General features: G+C 62.0%; 14 protein-coding genes. 13 read left to right on the top strand and 1 reads right to left on the bottom strand.

Annotated features, from left to right (window positions below):
• The 12 genes from KBC96_03465 to KBC96_03410 all read left to right on the top strand — a co-directional run bounded on the left by KBC96_03465 (position 1) and on the right by KBC96_03410 (position 13,610).
• Positions 1-756 carry an ABC transporter ATP-binding protein gene (locus KBC96_03465; GenBank protein MBP6963445.1) on the top strand — a complete coding sequence of 252 codons (756 nt, stop codon included), beginning with the start codon at positions 1-3 and terminating at the stop codon, positions 754-756.
• Positions 757-765: 9 nt separating this feature from the next.
• Positions 766-2,085: an MCE family protein gene (locus tag KBC96_03460; protein ID MBP6963444.1), complete on the top strand. Its 1,320-nt coding sequence runs from the start codon at positions 766-768 to the stop codon at positions 2,083-2,085.
• Positions 2,086-2,129: 44 nt separating this feature from the next.
• On the top strand, positions 2,130-2,576 hold the full coding sequence (gene rplI / locus KBC96_03455) for a 50S ribosomal protein L9 (GenBank protein MBP6963443.1): 447 nt from the start codon (positions 2,130-2,132) through the stop codon (positions 2,574-2,576).
• A 78-nt stretch (positions 2,577-2,654) separates the two neighbouring features.
• Positions 2,655-4,067 (top strand): replicative DNA helicase, encoded by a 1,413-nt coding sequence (gene dnaB / locus KBC96_03450; GenBank protein ID MBP6963442.1) that lies wholly within the window; start codon positions 2,655-2,657, stop codon positions 4,065-4,067.
• On the top strand, positions 4,064-5,347 hold the full coding sequence (gene purD, locus KBC96_03445) for a phosphoribosylamine--glycine ligase (GenBank protein ID MBP6963441.1): 1,284 nt from the start codon (positions 4,064-4,066) through the stop codon (positions 5,345-5,347). Before dnaB ends, purD begins: the two co-directional genes overlap by 4 nt.
• Before the next feature lie 92 nt (positions 5,348-5,439).
• Positions 5,440-5,895, top strand: coding sequence for a 5-(carboxyamino)imidazole ribonucleotide mutase (gene purE / locus KBC96_03440; GenBank protein ID MBP6963440.1), 456 nt, complete (start codon positions 5,440-5,442; stop codon positions 5,893-5,895).
• On the top strand, positions 5,892-7,181 hold the full coding sequence (locus tag KBC96_03435) for an adenylosuccinate lyase (protein ID MBP6963439.1): 1,290 nt from the start codon (positions 5,892-5,894) through the stop codon (positions 7,179-7,181). Before purE ends, KBC96_03435 begins: the two co-directional genes overlap by 4 nt.
• 30 nt (positions 7,182-7,211) lie before the next feature.
• Entirely contained in the window at positions 7,212-8,696 is a 1,485-nt protein-coding gene (locus tag KBC96_03430; protein ID MBP6963438.1) for an amidophosphoribosyltransferase, read from the top strand.
• Positions 8,697-8,795: 99 nt separating this feature from the next.
• Positions 8,796-9,830, top strand: coding sequence for a phosphoribosylformylglycinamidine cyclo-ligase (locus KBC96_03425; protein MBP6963437.1), 1,035 nt, complete (start codon positions 8,796-8,798; stop codon positions 9,828-9,830).
• Positions 9,831-9,917: 87 nt separating this feature from the next.
• The gene (locus KBC96_03420; GenBank protein ID MBP6963436.1) at positions 9,918-10,553 is read left to right on the top strand and encodes a phosphoribosylglycinamide formyltransferase; all 636 of its coding nucleotides are present in this window, start codon (positions 9,918-9,920) and stop codon (positions 10,551-10,553) included.
• Between the two features lie 242 nt (positions 10,554-10,795).
• Positions 10,796-12,616 (top strand): glutamine--fructose-6-phosphate transaminase (isomerizing), encoded by a 1,821-nt coding sequence (glmS, locus tag KBC96_03415; GenBank protein ID MBP6963435.1) that lies wholly within the window; start codon positions 10,796-10,798, stop codon positions 12,614-12,616.
• Between the two features lie 82 nt (positions 12,617-12,698).
• Positions 12,699-13,610: a diacylglycerol kinase family lipid kinase gene (locus tag KBC96_03410; protein ID MBP6963434.1), complete on the top strand. Its 912-nt coding sequence runs from the start codon at positions 12,699-12,701 to the stop codon at positions 13,608-13,610.
• Positions 13,611-13,829: 219 nt separating this feature from the next.
• Here the strand turns inward: KBC96_03410 and KBC96_03405 are convergent, their stop codons facing one another.
• Positions 13,830-16,106 (bottom strand): TonB-dependent receptor, encoded by a 2,277-nt coding sequence (locus KBC96_03405; GenBank protein MBP6963433.1) that lies wholly within the window; start codon positions 16,104-16,106, stop codon positions 13,830-13,832.
• Between the two features lie 291 nt (positions 16,107-16,397).
• Between KBC96_03405 and KBC96_03400 the strand changes: the two genes are divergently transcribed.
• The gene (locus tag KBC96_03400) at positions 16,398-20,966 is read left to right on the top strand and encodes a M28 family peptidase (GenBank protein ID MBP6963432.1); all 4,569 of its coding nucleotides are present in this window, start codon (positions 16,398-16,400) and stop codon (positions 20,964-20,966) included.
• Positions 20,967-20,968: the final 2 nt, after the last annotated feature.

The following is a 20,968-nucleotide window of genomic DNA, read 5'->3' as shown; positions in this document are numbered from 1 at the left end:
TTGATTACCGTAAGGGGACTACACTACCGGGTTGATGACAGGGATATCCTGCGTGATCTCAACCTGCACATCCGGGCGGGCGAGACGGTGACCGTTATGGGTATGTCGGGATCGGGGAAGACTACCCTTTTGAAGATCATGTCGGGACTCATTCGGCCGGCGTCCGGGCAAGTGATACTCGACCAGACGGACATCACCCGCCTGCCCGAGGAGGAGTTGAACCGCGTTCGCCATCGAGCTGGCGTGGTCTTCCAGTACGGCGCCCTATTCGATTCGATGACCGTCTTTGAGAACGTCGCTTTCTCTCTGGCGAGGCACACCAGGCTCGGCAGGAAGGAAATAGGCGACATAGTCGCGGAGAAGCTCGATCTTGTCGGTCTCCCGGGCACTGAGGAAATGCTCCCGGCTCAGCTGAGCGGTGGTATGAGAAAGCGGGTAGGGTTGGCTCGGGCCATCGCCATGAACCCGGAACTCCTGTTCTACGATGAGCCCACCAGCGGACTCGACCCGGTGATGACGCAGGTTATCGGCGACCTGATAGTGGATATGAGAGACAAGCTTGGCGTGACCTCGGTGGTGGTCTCGCACGATATCAAGAGCGTCTTCTCGATCTCCGACAGGGTCGCCATGCTTCATGACGGCACGATTATCGCCTTGGGGAGTCCTGACGAGATTCGCTCCTCCAGTGATGAACGTGTTCAGCAGTTCATCCAGGGCCGGGCCGAAGGCCCCATCAAGCCGTCGGTGAGGGAGTGAGGGTAGGGTATGACACTTAGTCCTGCGGCCAGAGTAGGCATATTGGTCCTGTTGGCTGTCGCGGTCCTTGCGGGCGTCTTCCTGTTCCTCAAGGGTTATACGTTCAGCCGCAACAAGTACAGCGTCCGCGTGACATTCGACAACGCACTCGGGATCATGCCGGGTGCTGAGGTGCGCATGGCGGGTGTCACGATCGGGCAGGTTTCGAGCGTGACGCTCAACGACGATCAACGCGCGAAGGTCGTGCTCGACATCAACCGCAAGTACCGCATTCCGGAGGGTTCTCAGTTCGCGCTGCAGAGCGGCATTCTCATCTCTCAGCAGCTTATCGAGGTGATCCCGAACCGCGAATCATCGCGCTTCATGTCGGACGGCGCGACTGTGGAAGGCGTCATTCCCGCCAGGCTGGAGGATATGATGCCTAAGGCGCAGGAAGTTCTCGAGAACCTTGCGGATGCGACGGCGAGTCTCAAGGAAATGATGGGCGATGAGAGGCTGAACGCCGGCATCGCTCAATCGGTGGCCAATATCGCCCGCGCTACCGGGGAACTGAACGCGATAATGGCGTCCGCCGGTCAGACTGTGGTACGCTCCCAGGACGACATTGATGCTATCATGTCCAGCTTGCGCTCCGCCGGACAGAGTGTGCGAGGAATGACCGCGGAACTGGAGTCGTTTGTTGCCGAGGGTGTCATACAGGGAGACCTGCGGGATACGACGGCGTCTGCGCGCCGTTCGGCCGAAACGCTCGAACGGGTCGTCTCGAGCCTCGAGAGGAGCGCCTTGGGAGTCGAGAGCCTGATGACCGATCCCAAGTTCCACGAGGACATCCGCCAGACAGTCGCCGAGACAAGGGCCGCCGTCGGCGAAGCCCGGGAGACCATAGACCGGGTCAACAGGGTCTTCTCCGCCAAGAGGCCGAGCTTCAAGTCACCCGCCGAGGGGGTAGACCTCGATGTGCTGTATCTGCCGGGCGATGACCGTCTGCGCGCCGAACTGACGACGAAGGTGCCTCTGCGGGGTGATGACTACATCAGGCTTGGGCTGTACGACGTCGGGGCCGGCAACAGGCTGATTCTGCAGGGCGCGAAGCCCCTCAACAGCCGGACGGATCTGCGATACGGCTTCTACTCGTCCAAGCTGGGCCTGGGGCTCGACCGCCGCTTCTCCGGGATGACGTTCGGCAGCCTGGATTTGTACGGTGCGGAGCACATCAGGCTCGATGCTAAGGCCGGCTATCGTCTGAACGACGACTGGTCCGTGCTGCTGGGCGTGGACGAACTGCTGGGCGCGAACAGGGCCGGGCTGGGCGTGCGCCTGACAAGATAGTCTGCGGTTTTCGATCGAGACAAGTAGAAAAACAAGGAGGAACCATGAGAGTCATACTGGTCCGTGAGGTGAAGAGTCTGGGGAAGCCCGATGACATAGTCAACGTCTCGGAGGGGTACGCCCGGAACTTCCTGTTTCCGCGGCATCTGGCCGTTCCCGCCGAGGGCGGGCACATGACCGAGTTGAACCGGCGCCGTCGGACTGAGGAGCAGAAGGGCGAGAAGCTCGCCGAGGATGCAAAGTCGCTCGCTGAGAAGATCGAGGGCAAGCAGGTCACGATCAAGGGCAAAGTCGGGCAGGGGACGAAGCTCTATGGGGCCGTTACTCCGGCCGACATCGCCGAGGCGATTCAGAACGATCTTGGGGCCAAGGTTGACAAGAGGAAGATAGATTCTCACGAGCCGATCAAGTCCGTCGGCACGCACGATATCCGCATCCACTTGCACCGTGACGTCACGGTCGGCATGACGGTAGAGGTAGTGGGCGAGTAGCGCCCCCGCTCACGCTCGTGGTCGTACCGGCGCCGTCACCCTGGCGGTTGCCGGTGCCCGCGCCAATCAGGAACCGCAATGCAGCTAACTCAGTTACTGGACAGAGTCCCGCCTCAGAATCTGGAGGCCGAACAGTCAACGCTCGGCTCCATGATGATTGACCGCGCCGGTCTCGAGAAGGCGATGGACATCCTCAGACCCGAGGACTTCTATCGGGAGGCCCATCAGGTGATCTTCAACGCCCTCCTGTCGCTGGCGGAGCGCAGCGAGGCGGTTGACATCATCACCATTCAGGAGGAGCTTCGAGGGAGCGGCAAACTGGAAGCCGTCGGCGGCATCGAGTACATCATGTCGCTGATTGACAGTGTTCCCACCGCGTCGAACGTCGAGTACTACGCTCACATAGTCGAGGAGAAGTCCATCCTCAGGCGGCTCATTGACGCCTCGATGCAGATCATCGGAATCAGTCACGGCGAAGTCGAGTCAATAGACGATGTGATGGACCGCGCTGAGCGGATGGTCTTTCAAGTCTCCCAGAGACGCGTCGGACAGTATTTCTCGCCGATCAGCTCCCTCTCTCAGGAGGCCTTCGAGCGGATCGAGAAGCAGTACAACGAGAAGGCCAAGGTCTCCGGTCTGCCGACCGGTTTTCGCGATCTCGACAACATCACCTCCGGCCTGCAGAACTCCGACCTCGTGATCGTCGCCGCGCGGCCCTCGATGGGTAAGACCGCGTTCGTGCTCGACATCGCCCGGCATGCCGCGGTCAAAGAGCAGAAACCGGTGGCGGTGTTCAGCCTCGAGATGTCGAAGGAACAACTCACACTTCGCCTGATCTGCTCCGAATCGCACGTTGACGCTCACCGACTTAGGACCGGCTACATGGAGAATCGCGACTGGCCGAAGCTCGCGGAGGGAGTCGGGAGGTTGTATACCGCCCCCATCTTCATAGATGACACCACCGACGTCACCGCGCTGCAGATGCGGTCCAAGTGCCGGCGGCTCAAGGCCGAGCACGGGCTCAGCCTGGTTGTCGTAGACTACCTTCAGCTCATGCAGTCTCACCGGCGGGTGGAGAACCGCACCCAGGAGATAGCGGAGATGGCCCGCGCGCTGAAGAGCCTCGCGCGCGAGATGCAGGTCCCGGTGATCGCATGCTCGCAGCTCAGCCGTGCGGTCGAGCAGAGGCAGGACAAGCGCCCGATGCTCTCCGACCTGCGCGAGAGCGGCTCCATAGAGGCCGAAGCGGATCTCGTGATGTTCCTCTACCGCGCCGACTACTACAAGCGCAAGGAGATTGCGGTGGACGAGGACGGAGTGCCCGCCGAGGAGCCTCCCGCCGCCGCCGATGACTCCGAGCAGGAGAAGGGTGTGACTGAGATCATCATCGGCAAGCAGCGGAACGGCCCCACCGGCATGATCAAGCTGAAGTTCCTTCAGCAGTACGCATCGTTCGGCAATCTGGCATCACCCAGGGAGGCACGCGAATGAGAGTCCTCATCGTCGGCTCAGGGGGCCGCGAGCACGCATTGGCCTGGAAGGCAGCGCAAAGCCCGAGAGTCGAAAAGATATACTGCGCCCCCGGCAACGCGGGGACGGCCCAACTCGCCGAGTGCGTTGATATCAAGGTCACGGACACCCCGGGCATCGTGGCGTTCTCGAAGGAGCAGGCGATTGACCTCGTCATCATCGGCCCCGACAACCCGCTCTTCGACGGCATGGCCGACGCTCTCCGTGCCGCCGAGGTTCGAACCTTCGGCCCCGGCAAGGCCGCCGCCGCTATCGAGGGCAGCAAGGTCTTCTCCAAGGAGTTGATGAAGAAGTACGGCATCCCGACCGCCGATTTCCGCGTCTTCGACGATCCTGCCAGGGCGAACGCATACATCGAGGATCTGTCCGGCGGGTCCCAGGATCTGCCGATCGTCGTCAAGGCCGACGGGCTGGCGCTCGGGAAGGGAGTCATCATCTGCGACACGAAGTCCCAGGCGCTCGATGCCGTAGACGACATGATGGTGAAGAAGGTCTTCGGCGAAGCGGGCGAACGCATATTGGTCGAGGAGCGCATCTCCGGCCAGGAGGCCTCGCTGATCGTCATCACAGATGGCACGCACGTTGCGCCCCTGACTCCCGCGCAGGACTACAAGCGCGTCTACGATGGTGACAAGGGCCCTAACACCGGCGGGATGGGTTGCTACTCACCCGTGCCGGTCGTCCCGCCGGCGATGTACGATCAGTGCATCGAGACCCTCATCAAGCCTGCCGTCGCCGCGATGAAGGCCGAGGGTCGCACCTACACCGGCACCCTCTACTGCGGAATTATGCTCACGGCAGAGGGCCCTCAGGTCATCGAGTACAACGCCCGGTTCGGCGACCCCGAGACACAGGTGATGCTCCCTCTGCTGGAGACCGATCTGATCGAGTTGATCGAGGCTTCCCTGGATGGCCGGCTCGACTCGCTCGACGTGAAATGCTATAATGGCAGTGCAGTCTGCGTTGTGCTGGCGTCCGGCGGATACCCCGGCAAGTACGAGACGGGCAAGCCGATTACCGGCCTCGATGAAGCCGCTGCGGTTGAGGGCGTAACCGTCTTTCACGCCGGCACCAGGATGGTTGACGGCCGGACGTTGACTGCCGGAGGGCGCGTGCTCGGAGTTACCGCGGTCGGCAGATCGTTCCGCGAGGCTCGGGACAGGGCATACGTCGGCGCCAGCAGGATCAAGTTCGAGAACATGCACTTTCGCACCGATATCGGCGCGCGCGTGATAGAGTGATCCTGTAGATTCCATACGACCCGTGAGTCCCGTCAGACCAGTACTCTTCCCCGGAGGGCAAAGAACCGTTGGCCGGCAAAGTCGCGATAGTCATGGGGAGTGATTCGGACCTCCCGGTCATGCAGGAAGCAGCGGATATCTTGAACGACCTCGGCGTGGAGTGCGAGGTCAGAATAGTCTCTGCGCACAGAAGTCCTCATCTCGCGGCGCGGTTCGCCGAGGGTGCCGAGGATGCCGGGTTCGACGCGATCATCGCCGGGGCGGGCGGTTCGGCCCACCTCGCGGGAGTCATTGCCTCGCTCACGCCTCTGCCGGTCATCGGCGTACCGATCAAGACGGTACTGGACGGACTCGACTCTCTGCTTTCCATCGTGCAGATGCCGTCGGGCGTTCCCGTAGCTACCGTCGGTATCAACGGCGCGAAGAACGCCGGTGTGCTGGCGGCTCAGATTCTGTCGCTCAAGCATCCCGGGTTGCGTCAGAAGATCAAGGATTACAAGAGCGGACTCGAAAAGAGCATAGAGGAGAAGGGCAAGAAACCGGTATGATCCTACGCTACTCGCTCCCGAAGATGAGGGCCATCTGGGACCAGCACAACCGCTTCCAGGCGTGGCTCGACGTCGAGATCGCCGTCGCTGAGGGGCTGGCGCGGTACGGTTACATCCCCGCGGATGCCCCCGCGAAGATCAAGGCCGGCGCGAAGTTCACGGTCGAGCGCATCCTCCAGATCGAAGAGACCACCCAGCACGATGTGATGGCTTTCGTGAAGGCCGTCACGGAGAACCTCGGCGAGGAGGGAAAGTACGTCCACTACGGTGTTACCTCCTATGATATCGTGGATACCGCGCTGTGCCTGCTGATGAAGCAGTCCGCCGACCTCATCATCGAAGACCTCGGTCACCTCGCGGAGGTCGTGGCGGAGAAGGCGCGGGAGCACAAGTACACCCTCATGATCGGGCGGACCCATGGAATCCACGCCGAGCCGATCACCTTCGGGTTCAAGCTCGCTGGATGGTACGCGCAGGTCCTCCGCGACCTCGAGAGGATGCACTCCGCGCGAGAGGCCATCAGCTTTGGCAAGGTCTCGGGTGCGGTCGGAATATACGCGAACATAGACCCCCGCATCGAGCAGTATGTTTGTGACACGCTCGGCCTGAAGGTAGCGGAGCACTCCACCCAGATCATCGCCCGCGACCGCCACGCCGAGTACCTCACTGCGCTGGCGATCATCGCCGGTTCGCTCGAGAGCTTTGCTACCGAACTGCGAAACCTTCAGCGCACCGAGATACTCGAAGTCCAGGAATACTTCCTCAAGGGTCAGAAGGGCTCGTCGGCGATGCCGCACAAGCGCAACCCGCGCCTGTCGGAGCAGGTTGCCGGTCTGTCGCGGGTCGTGCGCGCGAACTCGTTCCCGGCGCTCGAGAACATCGTCTCCTGGCACGAGCGCGACCTGACCAACTCGTCCGTCGAGCGAATCGTCATCCCGGACAACTGCATCCTCGTTGACTACCTGCTGCACACGTTCGCGCGGGTCGTCGAGCGGATGGTCGTCTACCCGGAGAACATGACTCGCAACATGCAGCAGATGGGCGGGCTCGTCTTTTCGGAGCGGATCATGCTTAAGATGGTCGAGAAGGGCCTGTCCCGCGAGGAAGCCTACGTCATCGCGCAGGAGAACGCCGCGAAGGCCTGGGCCGGCGAGAGTTTCCGGCACGCCCTGGAGTCCGACCAGCGTGTTCTCGGCCTTCTCAGCAAGCACGACCTTGACGAACTGTTCGACTACAAGCACCATGTCCGCAACGTTGACGTGGTCTTCGAGAGGTTGGGGCTCTGAGTCCTGTGATCAACAGGGGGACGTACTACATTGTCAGATTCACTCGACCGGCCACGTGAACAATGCGGAGTATTCGGTGTCTACGCTGAAGGCGAGGATGTCGCCAGGCTGACGTATTTCGGCCTGTTCGGCCTCCAGCACCGAGGGCAGGAGAGTGCCGGCATGGCCGTGTCCGACGGCCGGACGGTGCGCGTTTTCAAGGACATGGGCCTCGTGACTCAGGTCTTCGACGAGCACATCCTGCTCGATCTCAAGGGCCACATCGCCATCGGGCACAACCGCTACTCCACCACGGGATCGAGCGTCCTCTGCAACGCCCAGCCGGTGGTCTGCGAGTCGCCCTGGGGCACGATCGCCCTCGGCCACAACGGCAACCTCATCAACACCTCGGAGCTTCGCGCCGATCTCGTCGCTCAGGGCGAGACGTTCGAGTCAACCAGCGACACCGAGGTCATGGCGCGGCTGATTGCCCGCAGCGGCGAGACCACCATCGAGCGGGCCATCGAGGATATGATGCACAAGGCCAAGGGCTCGTATTCGCTGGTTATCCTCGCGCAGGACAAGTTGATCGGGGTCAGGGACCCATACGGCATCAGGCCGCTCAGTCTCGGACGGCTAAACGGCTCCTACGTCCTGTCGTCCGAGACGTGCTCGCTCCACCTCGTCGGCAGCAAGTACCTGCGCGAGGTCGAGCCGGGTGAGATGGTCGTCATTGACACGAACGGCATCACCGAGACTCAGGTTGTCCCGACCAAGCGCCACGCGCTCTGCGTCTTCGAGTTCATCTACTTCGCGCGGCCCGACTCCCACATGTACGGCAAGACGCTCCATCTCGCCAGGCAGCGGATGGGCCACGAGTTGGCCGAGGAGTGCCCCGCTCCCGGCGCCAACGTCGTCATCCCGATCCCGGACACCGGCACGCCCGCAGCTATCGGCTACGCGCAGGCCTCGCGGATACCCTACAGCGAGGGCGTCATCAAGAACCGCTACGTCCACCGCACGTTCATCGAGCCTGATCAGCGGATGCGCGAACTCGGCGTGCAGATGAAGTTCGCCCCGCTCAAGGAGACGCTCGCGGGAAAGAAGATAGTGATGGTCGAGGACAGCATAGTGCGCGGCACGACGACCGGTCCGACGATCAAAATGCTGAAGGATGCGGGCGCCCGGGAGGTCCACGTCAGGATCAGCTCGCCGCCGATCAAGTACCCGTGTTTCTACGGCATAGATATGGCCAAGCAGAAGGAACTGATCGCCTCGGGCCGAACGAACGACGATATCAAGGACCACATCGGTGCAGACAGCCTCGGGTACCTGAGTATTCCGGGCCTGGTGAAGGCCCTTGGTTGCAGGCGCGACAAGTTCTGCCTGGCCTGCTTCGATGGAAAATACCCCATCGAGATTCCCGAAGACCTCAAGGTGTGCAAGTTTGCGCTGGAAGACGGCGGAGATCAGCCTGCCGACCACGGCAAGACCGCCGTTCTTAGCCACAGGAAGCCGAAGTCGCGGGCGAGTTAGCTCACGACCCCCGTCGTTCTGAGCGAAGCGAGGAATCCTGTTTCGACCGCGGGAGGTTCTCCGCCTCGCTCCGAATCACGGTGATTGGAGGAATCCACCATGGACGACATCTCGACCTACAAGGATGCGGGAGTAAACATAGATGCCGGCAACGAGGCCGTTCTACGCATGAAAGAATACATCCGCGGGACGTTCACGTCGAACGTGCTCGCCGATGTCGGCGCGTTCGGCGGGATGTTCAGGCTCGATCTGGCGGGTATCAGCGAGCCCATATTGGTCTCGAGCATAGACGGCGTCGGCACGAAGCTGAAGATCGCCTTCTCCATGAACAAGCACGACACCATCGGCATTGATCTCGTCAACCATTGCGTCAACGACATCCTGGTCCAGGGCGCCAGGCCTCTCTTCTTCCTCGATTACTTCGGCACCGGGCAACTGCTGCCGTCCGTGGTCGTGGATGTCGTGAAGGGGCTCTCGGAGGCGTGCAAGGCTCACGACTGCGTTCTGCTCGGCGGGGAGACCGCCGAGATGCCGGGAATGTATCTCGCCGGCGAATACGACCTCGCGGGGTGCATAGTCGGCGTCGTTGACCGGGAGAAGATCGTGGACGGCTCGAAGGCCCTTCCCGGCGACGTGCTCATCGGGCTCGCGTCAAACGGCCTGCATACTAACGGCTTCTCGCTGGTGAGGAACATCTTCCTCGAGAAGGCGAAGCTTCGAGTGGACCAGTTCGTGCCGGGCCTGGACATGACTCTGGGCGAGGAACTGCTGCGTCCGCACAGGAGCTACTGCCGATCGGTGCAGGCGATCCTCGGCGAGTTCGATGTCCACGGGATGGCCCACATCACCGGCGGAGGCTTCTACGACAACATCCCGAGGGCGCTTCCGGCGGACTGCCAGGCCGTGGTCGAGCGCCGGACCTTCACCCCGCCGACCATCTTCCAGCTGATCCAGGAACTTGGCAACGTCTCGGATCGAGAGATGTACCGCGCGTTCAACATGGGCATCGGCTTCGTGCTGATCGTACCCAAGGAAGATGAGAGCGCGGTTCTAACCCGCCTGGCTGAGATGGGCGAGACTGCGTTGTACATCGGCGAGGTCCGCAAGGGCAGCCGCGAAGTCCAGATCGTCTAGACGTTCGTAGTCGTGCTCCAAATCGTAATCGTAATCGAAGTTTTCGATTACGATTACGAGTACGATTCACGAGTAGGAGGGCGTCGCATGAGCATCAACATCGCCGTAATGATCTCCGGCCACGGCCGTGGGAGCAACCTCCAGGCGATCATAGACGCCTGCAAGGACGGTCGCATTGACGGACGCGTCGCCGTCGTCATCGGCGTCAAGGACGATGCGCCCGCCATGCAGCGCGCCCGCGACAACGGCATCCCGGCGGTCGAGGTGCGCCCCAAAGAGTTCGACACCGACGAGGGCTACGGCCGCCGAATCATGGACTTCCTTTCGGAGCATCAGGTAGACCTTATCTGCCTCGCCGGGTACATGCGCATCCTGCCCCTGGAGATCGTCAAGGCCTACCGCGCGCGCATCATGAACACCCATGCCGCGCTGATCCCCTCGTTCTGCGGCAAGGGTATGTACGGCGAGCACGTCCACAATGCCGTGATCGAGTACGGCGCGAAGGTTTCCGGTTGCACGATACATTTCGTTGACGAGCAGTACGACACGGGCCCGATCATCATCCAGAAGTGCGTCCCCGTCGAGGAGGGCGACACTCCCGAAACGCTCGCCGCCCGAATCCTGCCCTTGGAGCACCAGTCCTACGTCGAAGCCGTACAGCTCTTCGCCCAGGGCCGTCTCAAGGTCGAGGGACGTATTGTTCGCGTGCTTCCGTCTGTGTAATCGTTTTCGCAACCCCTTTACGAACCCGTTCTCCTGTGGTATCATATCCAACGACTGACTTAGTTGTCGCGACGACGCGGGCATGTCGTGCCGCGTCGCCTTATTGTGTCAGGCGGCAGAAGTTTACTAAACCAAAGAACGCAGAGATACAGAGGGAACAGGGCATTTGCTTAGAATGATTCCTGTTTTTCCATCCCCTTCCGTGCTTCCGTGTTCTTAGAAAGAATCGAGGGAGATTCAGAATGTGTGGAATCGTAGGATTCGTTGGAAGCAGGAACTGCGTCGAGTCCCTGCTTGATCAGCTCTCAAAGCTGGAGTACCGCGGCTACGACTCGGCCGGAGTTGCCGTCGTCAATGACGGTGGGCTTGAGGTGGTTAAGACCGTAGGCAAGATCAAGAAGTTGCAGGCCATCACTCAGGACCTCAAGGGCACGCTGGGCATCTGCCACACCCGATGGGCGACCCACGGCGCGCCTTCGACCCCGAACTCGCATCCTCACACGAGCTGCGACGAGAGCATCGCGGTCGTGCACAACGGCATCGTCGAGAACTATCTCGATCTTCGGGCCGAGTTGATGGAGCAGGGCCACGTCTTCAAGTCCGAGACTGATACCGAAGTCATCGCGCACCTCGTCGAGAAGCACTACAAGGGCGATCTGCTCGAGGCCGTCCGCGGCGCCGTGAAGGAAGTCGAGGGCTCGTACGCGATCGGCGTCGTCTGCAGCGGCAATCCGGGCATGCTCGTCGCCGCGCGCAAGGACAGCCCGCTGATCCTTGGCGTCGGCGAAGGCGAGAACTACATCGCCTCCGACATCCCGGCCCTGCTGGGACATACCCGCTTCTTCAAGGTGCTCGAAGACGGCGACATGGCCGTTCTGACCAAGGACGGCATCACCCTGAACTCGGTCAGCGGCGCGCCCGTCGAGCGCGAAACGCTCGAGATCACGTGGGACGCCGGAGCGGCTGAGAAGGGCGGCTACGAGCACTTCATGATCAAGGAGATCCACGAACAGCCTGCCGTCATCAAGGACGCCCTCCGAGGCAGGCTGACCGCCGATGATACGATCAACCTTGAGGAGATGAAGCTCACTCCTGAGCAGCTCCAGAAGTTCAACCGCATCTACATCGTGGCATGTGGCACGGCATACTACGCCGGGTGCGTCGGCAAGTACTTCTTCGAGAAGGTCCTCGGCGTGCCGGTAGAGGTGGACCTCGCATCCGAGTTCCGATACAGGGGACCGATCCTGGACGACAAGAGCCTGGTCATTGCCATCAGCCAGTCCGGCGAAACCGCCGACACGCTGGCCGCGATCCGACTCGCCAAGCAGCACGGCTCGACCACGGCCGCCGTCGTCAACGTGGTGGGAAGCTCGCTCTATCGAGAGTGCGACAGTATCCTCTACACGAAGGCCGGCCCGGAGATATGCGTCGCCTCGACCAAGGCGTACATCACCCAGATCATCGGCCTCTACGTGATGGGTGTCTTCCTGGCTCGCGCCAGAGGGACCATCTCTGCCGAGCAGGAGAAGGAATACGTTCGGGAGCTTCGCAAGTTCCCCGAACTGGCCGCCGAAGCGATGAAGACCGAGGAGCAGATCAAGGAGATCGCCAGGGCGCTCTCCCCGAAGGAGCATGCGTACTTCCTCGGCCGCGGGCTCGACTACGCCGTCGGCCTCGAGGGCGCGCTGAAGCTCAAGGAGATATCCTACATCCATGCCGAGGCATACGCCGCCGGCGAGATGAAGCACGGCCCGCTCGCCCTCATCACCGACGACACATGGGTCATCGTTCCGATCACCCAGGAGCACGTCCGCGAGAAGACCATCTCCAACGTCAAGGAGATGCAGGCTCGTGGCGCGACGATCCTTGCCCTGCTCAAGGAAGGCGACCCCGACCTGAGCGAGGTAGTGGACTATGTGGTGTGGGTGCCGAAGATGGCCGACCTCTTCATGCCTGTCCCGACGATGATCCCTCTGCAGTTACTCTCGTACTGGACGTCGCAGATTCTCGGTCGCGAGATTGACCAGCCGAGGAACCTTGCCAAGAGCGTGACCGTAGAGTAGGGAATGATAGCGGCCGATCGCGGCCCAACGGATGCGCGTGCCCTGACGACTTCCGTCGTCAGGGCATCGAGTCCGGTGCGTTGTGAAGGAGGCGATTCCGATCGCCGATTCAGGGAACGCATTCCTCATCATGAATCCCGCCGCCGGCCAGAAACTTCTGGCCGATCCCCGCGCGCAAGTCGAGAGCGCCTGCCGGGAGTGCGGTCTGAAGTGCGAGATCGCGCTGACGGAGAGGCCGGGCCACGGCACGCAACTCGCGCGGGAGGCGGTCTCATCCGGACACGCCCTTGTCGTCGCGGCGGGCGGCGACGGCACGGTCAATGAAGTCGTGGCCGGCATGGTCGGCGCAGACGTCTCCCTCGGCATCATCCCCATCGGTACTGTCAATGTCCTCGCGCGGCAGTTCGGCATTCCCATGAAGGTTCGGCCGGCCGTAGAGACACTGGCGTCTGGCAAGGTGCGCCGCATTGACATCGGGCGCTCGAACGACCGCTATTTCACCCTGATGGCCGGTTTCGGGTTCGATGCGGAGGTGGTCGCCGGGGTGCTCAGACCGCTCAAGGACGTGATCGGCGCGTCGGCGTACGTACTCAAGGGTCTCGAGATGCTCTCCAGGTACGAAGCCACGGATCTGACGCTCGAAATGCCGAACGAGACGTACTCCTGCCGCGCCTACCTCGTCGTCGTCGCCAACTCGCCGACCTACGCCTACAAGCTCCGCCTTGCCCCGTACGCCTCGACGGAGGATGGGCTGTTTGATGTGATCGTCTTTGAGGAGCAGTCCTCCTCCAAGCAGATCGGTTTCGCACATCAGATAGTGGATGTCCTGATCAGAACGCACGTTCACAACCCGGCGGTAAAGTACTTCAAGACTCCTACGGTGACTGTGCGGTCGCATCCCGACGTCATGGTGCAGCTCGACGGCGACGCGTGCGGCGTGACCCCGGCCGAGGTCTTAATCCTCCCGCAGGCCCTTCCCCTCATCGTCCCCTAGGACTACTACTCGTACTCCTACTCGTACTCCTCGTACTCCCACTCCTACTCGTACTCCCACTCCTACTCGTACTCCTGCTCGTACTCGTACTCGCACTCGATCCGGTCCAACCACCGCCCGCCCGCCGCGTCTCCGCTCTCCGATGACTCGGGCTCGGATAACAAAGAAGCCCCGGGGAAGAGTCCCCGGGGCTTCGGGCGGAGGAGGTGATCGCTGGCGCTAGAACTGCCTGGTGAACGATGCGGCCACGAATCTCGGGGGTATCTTGACGCTGGGAGCGCCGTCGTAGTCCCGGTCCAGGGCCGCGCGGCTGTTGAATATGTTCGCGATGCTGAAGTTCATCGTGCCCTGAGGCAGCCAGCCTCCCGACACCTTCCGCCCGACGTTCAGGTTGAAGGTGAGATGCGAGCCGACGCGTCGGCAGTTCGGCGCTGTATCGGTGGCGAGGTTGTACCGCAGGCCGCTGCCGTACTCGCCCATCAGGCTGTACATCCAGTCGCCGCCCTTGAAGTTCGCCACTCCGACGAGCGTGTGCCGCTGGTCCCAGTCCACATAGTTCATGTCGTCCGAGGTGATCGTCTCCCGGTCGTTGTTCGCCTGGGCTTTGGCGCTCTGGTACGTGTAGGAGAGCCATCCCGACCAGTTGTCGCTCATGCGCTTACGGGCCTGGAACTCGATCCCCTTGCTGACTCCCTTGCCCAGGTTCTCGAATGCCCTCGGATACCCTTCCGGGTCCGTCGGATCGAGCGAGATCACCTGCAGCATATTGTCGAACTCCCGGTAGAACGGGGTCACGCTGACGGCCAGGTTGTCGGCCACCTGGCTCTCCCAGCCGATGTCCCACTGAGTCGCCCGCTCCGGCTGGAGGTCGGCGTTGTCGAGACCCATCCAGTCAATCCAGTCCGGGTTGACGTAGTTGCGCTCGACGGCCTGTGTGTACACGAACTGGATCATCTTGCCCCACGATGCCCGCAGGTTGGTCCTGCCGTTCATCGCGTAGGTCAGGCCGAGCCTCGGGCTGACCTGAGACTCCGATGTGTCGTCGTTGATGACCTTGTCGTACTTCATCCGGTCATAGCGCAGGCCGGCCTCGAGCCCCATCATGGAACTCAGCTTCATCTGGTCCTGGATGAACCATGCTGTCTGCAGAGTGTCAGTGTTGGCCGTGTACTCGTAGTCGCCGTACGGCGGCACGATCACCCAGTAGCTGTTCTCGCTCTTCATCCACTGTCCGCCCACCTTGAGCAGGTGTCTGTCGTCCAGTTGGTTCGTGTAGTCGAACAGCAGGCCCGTAGTTGCGGACTCGGCGTCCCACCACGTCCCGACGTCGTCCGAGATTGCGTCCAGCTTCCAGGCGTTGCGGAAGTAGTACGGCCGCAGTGTGAAGAACGAGGACGAGTTGATGGTGTGGTTGTAGGTCAGGGCGTGCAGCACGTAGCTCTGGTTCACGAAGTCCTGCTCTTCCGGGATCTCCACCAGCCCGCCGGTCCCGTAAGTCCATGTGTGGGCGGTGTCCATCTCGTACTTGCCCTGGCCGCTCGCGGTCAGGAACGTCAGGGCTCCCCTGCCGCCGATCGGGTGGGCGAACTTTCCGATCAGGTCCATGTTGTCCTGGTTGATGTAGGACATGCTCTCCAGGTCGCTCTTCTGCATATATGCGCCGACGTAATACTCGAGTCCGCCGGTCGTGCCTCCGCCGATCTCAGGGAACACGCAGGAGTATGAGTTGCTGCCCCCGGTCATCTCGAGCGCGACCCCCGGGGCCGTGCGGCCGGTCTTCACTACCTGGTTGAAGACTCCGCTGATCGCGTTGCCGTACTCCGGCCTGTATCCGCCGGTGTAGACCTCCATCTTGTCCATCCCCAGGGTCATTAGGTTCGTTCCGAACCCGTTGGTGACCGGCTCCGTGATCGGTATGCCGTCCAGCATGTAGCCGATCTGGTTGACGCGCCCGCCGCGGATGTGCGGGTACCCGTCGGCATCGGCCACTACGCCCGGCTGGGTGAGGACGATCGAAGGCGCCTGGTAGCGGCTAGAGGGCTGGCCCAGGATCTCCTTCTCCTGCTGGGAGCTGACGACGTACATCGTCGGCACCACGTCCGGGCGGACCATCGGCCTGCTCTCCGAGACGATAACCGTCTCCTCCTCCGCGACCGCCGTCTCCATCGCGAAGTCCGTCGTCGCGGTCACGTCCATCAGCACGGAAACCTGCTCCGATATGCTGTCGGAGTAACCGACCAGGCTCGCTGACACGGTGTAGTCGCCCGGCGGCACGTTCGTGATGACGAAGTAACCCTGCGAGTTGGTCACTGTCGTCAGTCTCGTGCCCTCCACGATAACGTTGACGCCGGCGAGTTTCTCGCCGGTCGCGCCGTCCGTGATCGTGCCCGCGATGATGCCGGTGGTGCCCGCGTAAACGGGCATGCTGAAACCGATCACCATCTGCAGCGCGAACGCCGCGGACACGACGATGCGAAGAAATCTGCTCTTTTTCAAGCTCCTCCCCCTCCTGTTGCTCGATACAGGGCCGTCGGCGGTGCTTCGGCCCACGACCTTCCGTACTGCAATCCGCCCTCCCGGGTCGTAGATGCGCGTCATACACTGTTCCGCACTTCGATTTTCGGTATTCCTACTGGGTTTCCTTAGGTATTCCTGCTGGGATCGGTTGTCTTCCCATATCATCTCAGTCCCCCAGGATGCCGCTTGTTGCTTTTCGATTTTCCCTATGCTATAATCTGTGCCGTGCTCCGGCCCTGACGCATTCCAGTAGCTAGAGAGTTGATCGCAATGACCAACCGTAGGGTTACCACACTCGTCTTCCTGGCATGTCTGCTGACTGCGACCGCGTGCGCGGCTCCCAAGCCCAAGGTTAACCCGAAGCTTGCGAAGGTCTACGAGACCCTCGCCGCCGAGGTGCAGGCGTCCAATCTCGCCCGCACCGTCGAGCTCTTCGCGGCCAAAGGCTCGCGGATCGCCGGCTACCCCGGATGCGAGTCCGCCGGCGACTACATCGAGCAGCAGTTCAAGCAGATCGGCCTCACGGACGTCAAGCGCGAGCCCTTCTACGCTACCGTGCCCGTGGACGAGGGCGCATCGCTTACCGTCAGCGGCAAGTCATACCGCCTCCACTCGATGTGGCCGAACCTCGTCCGCACCACCCAGCTTCCCCGCGAGGGCATCGGCGGCCCGATGATGTACGCCGGCTCCGGCAAGCTCTCTGAGTTCGACGGCTACCCGGTCGAGGGCAGCGTCGTCCTGATGGAGTTCAACTCCGGCTCGGAGTGGCTCAACGCCCCCAGGCTCGGCGCGACGGCAGTCGTCTTCATCGAGCCGGACACGACGATGCGCGGCGAGGCGGAGGCGAAGTTCATCTCGATCCCGATCTCGATCCCGCGCTTCTGGATCTCGAAGGCCGATGCGGCGTCCCTCCAGGCGCTCTGCGCGAAGGGCATGCCCAGGGTCAAGCTCACCTGCGACTCGAAGTGGAAGCGGCTTCCGACCAGCAACATCACCGGGGTCATCCCCGGCAGCGACCCGAAACTGCGCGATCAGATAATCGTTATCCAGGCCCACTACGACTCGACCTCCGTCGTCCCGAGCCTCGCCCCCGGCGCGGAGAGCGCGTGCGGCATCGCCTCGATGCTGGAGCTTGCCCGCATCTACAAAAAGCATCCGCCCGCCCGCACAGTCTGGTTCATTGCCACGAGCGGGCACTTCCAGAGCCTGCAGGGCATGCGCGAGTACCTGGAGCTTCACCTGCCCGAACTCCAGAAGCCCGGCGCGGGCGCGAGGCTCGGCGCGTGGTTCAGCCGATGGATCCCCGGCATGAAGCGTCGGACCGTCCGCAAGCCGCCGCACATCTACCTCATGGCGGGCCTCGATCTCACCAGTCAGACCAAGGGCGTCGGCATATTCTACAAGGGCTACTTCTACGACTTCCGCGAGGACATCCAGAACAAGTTTTCGGACATAGCGCGCGTCTGCCGCGAGAATTCCGAGGCGATCGGCGCCGTGCTCGGCTTCGACCCGGCGAAGGCGTTCGCGGACGGCGTGAACCCGATCGCCGGCAAGAACTGGCGCAACTTCATCCCCGGCAAGATCGGCCTCGATGCGGAGGCGTGGACTCTCGCGGGCGCGCGAGGCATATCGTTTGTCAGTACCGACGACTCACGCGCGCTCGTGGATACCCCGTTCGACACCGCGGACAAGGTGAACTTCGCCAACCTCGCCCAGCAGACCCGGCTGCTCGCGTGCCTCTTCAGCCACATTCTGAACGACACGAACGCGCCCGAGGTCGTGGACGCGCCGAAGTTCCCGATCACCGAGCCCTCGATCTTCTCGCGAATGACGCTTCAGGGAGGTTTCGCGCGGCTCGAGGGTCAGACGCTCATCCTGAACCTGAAGGAAGGCTTCATCCCGAACTCCCCCGTCACCGGCTCGCTCGTCGTCATCCGGCACGTCGGCCTGAACAAGACGCTGATGGGCGTCCGCGGCAATATGATCGGCATGGTGGACGACAAGGCGAAGTTCTCTTTCCCCGGCGCGGCGCCGCTTACCGCCTATCAGGGCCCGGCGCGCATGACGAACGTCGCCGCCTACAAGCTCGATCCGAGCGACGGTGAGATCACGTTCTCCCCGGATATGGGAGTGTTCGGTGCCGACTATTACCCGACTGCCGTGACGGTCGCCTCGGGCATCAAGGATATACCGATCGTCCTCTTCAAGTGCAAGGCGACCTCGGTCTTCGACCTCATTGACCCGCAGGCCCTTCGCACCTTGCCGATGATAGACATCTACGACGGCGCCACGAACGGCCGCCCGCGGATGTACGGCTACTCTCTGGCCGTGCCGGAGTGGCAGGTGTCACACGTGGAGGACGTGGCCGTCATCTTCACCATGCCGGAGACGCGCCTCAAGATCGTCATGGCGGCCGGCCCTGCGGCGGTCAGGCTCGTCCTCGTCAACTCCACCAAGGAGGAGCCGGAGGGCAACGGCTACCTCGTCGGCAACGGAAAGGCGATCATCAACACATCCTTGAAGGTCGCGCAGGACATGTGGAACCTCGACGAGTTCCGCATCCGGCGTCTTGAGAAGTACCGCATCATCAACGAGGGAATCAACGAGCTTCACGGCCTCGCGGGCGGGGAGATCAAGCTCGCGGAGTCGGCCCTCGCCGCGAACCAGTACTCGACGTTCGACGCTCACTCCAGGGCCGCGTGGGGCTATGAGGCTAGGGCGTACCCCGATGTCCAGAAGACCGCGAAGGACGTGGTCAACGGGGTGCTGTTCTACCTCGCGCTGCTCCTTCCGTTCGCCTACTTCTGCGAGAGGCTGTTCTTCGCGTTCCCGGACCTCAAGCGGCAGATCATCGGCGTGTTCGGCATCTTCCTGATCATCTTCATGCTGTTCCGGTACTTCCACCCCGCGTTCGACATCACGATGAACCCGGCGATCGTGTTCATCGCCTTCATCATGCTGGCCCTCAGCGTGATGGTCACGGTGCTGGTAGCTAACAAGTTCGAGGAGCAGTTGAAGGCGCTCAACCGCAGCATGAGCGGCGTGCACAAGGTTGACATAGGCCGTATGAGCATCGCCGCCGCGGCGTTCTCCCTAGGCATTTCGAACATGAGGCGCCGCAAGGCGAGGACCGTGCTGACCTGCATCACCCTGGTCCTCCTGACGTTCACCGTGCTCTCGTTCACCTCCATCGTCCAGACGATGCGCTTCAACAAGGTCCCCGCTCCCGGCAAGCCGGCATACAACGGGTTGATGCTCCGCACCGCAATGTGGGAGCCGCTCCAGGAACCGGCCGTCCGTCTGTTGAAGGACGAGTTCGGCGAGACCCGGGCGGTCGCTCCGAGAGCATGGTTCTTCGGGGCGTTCCTGGGAGAGCAGACCTTCCTCACCCTGAAGCGAAACGACAAGACCTACGACGCGAAGGGCGCGGTCGGCGCTTCTCCGGAAGAGGACAAGGTCACGGGTATTACCAAAGCGCTGGTCGCCGGTCGGTGGTTCAACAGCCAGGACACCTACTCGATGGTCGTTCCCGGCGCCATCGCAAAGGCGCTGGAGATAACCGACGAGGATGTCGGCAAGGCCAAGCTCACGTTCAGCGGGGTCGAGTACACGGTCATCGGGATTCTCGACAACGCGAAGGTCAAGGCGATTACCGACCTGGATAACGAGACGCTGACCCCGGTGGACTTCATCCTGATGAACAAGCTCACGTCTCAGGGCAAGTCAATGGGCGAGGCCGGCTTCCGCGAGTACACGCACCTCGAGCCGGATACCACGTTCTTCGTTCCGTATCAGACTCTGATCAACCTCGGTGGTGAGATCCGCTCGATCGGCATAGACTTCGTGACGCCTGACGAGGTCAAGACCGTTCTCGACAAACTGATGCCGAGGCTCGGCCTGAACCTCTACGCGGGGCTCGGCGACAGGACCTACCGTTACAGTTCGATCGCCACGAAGTCGGGCAAGGGGTTCGGCACGGTATTCGTGCCGATTCTGATTGCCGCGCTGATCGTCCTCAACACGATGCTCGGATCGGTCTACGAGCGCGTGAAGGAGATCCACATCTTCAGTTCGCTTGGTCTCGCGCCGAACCACATCGCCATGCTGTTTATCGCCGAAGCGATGGTCTACGCGATCCTCGGCGCCGTAGCCGGCTACCTGATCGGCCAGATCGCTTCTAAGCTGATATACACCTTCAACCTCTTGGAGGGCCTCTATCTCAACTTCAGCTCGCTGTCGGCGGTTCTCTCGACCCTGATCGTGGTTGCAGTCGTGTTGCTCTCGACGATCTACCCCGCAAGGAAGGCTTCCGAGGTCGCCACGCCGGCCATCGAGCGGAGTTGGAAGGTTCCGGACCCGGTCGGCGACGTCTGGCAGATAATGCTTCCGTTCGCGGTCACCGGCGAGCAGGCGAAGGGGGTCACGAGCTTCATCTCGGAGTGGTTCGCGGCCTATGAGGAGTACTCCGTAGGCGATTTCGTCACGCAGGATGTGAAGACCTCACTGCGCGAGTGCGAGCACGGCGCGGCCCACTGCGTCCACTGCCGAGCGTGGCTGGCTCCGTTCGATCTCGGCGTGAGCCAGTACGTCACTCTGGAGACGGTCCCCACCTCGATGGAGGACGTCTACGAGGTTCATCTGACAATCAACCGCGAGAGTGGTGACATATCGAACTGGAAACGGGTCAACCGCAGGTTCCTCAACACGCTCAGGAAGCAGTTCCTGATCTGGCGGACTCTGCGAGCCGAAGAGCGCGACAAGTACTTGTCGGGCTCACAGGCCGACACGGCGGCGGTCGGCGCCGGTCGTCCGGCCGTCGAGCCCGGCCCGGCGGGATAGGG

It is taken from the genome of Armatimonadota bacterium (genome assembly GCA_017993055.1).
GTDB lineage: Bacteria > Armatimonadota > UBA5829 > DTJY01 > DTJY01 > JAGONM01.
This window is presented reverse-complemented; position numbering and strand designations above follow the sequence as displayed.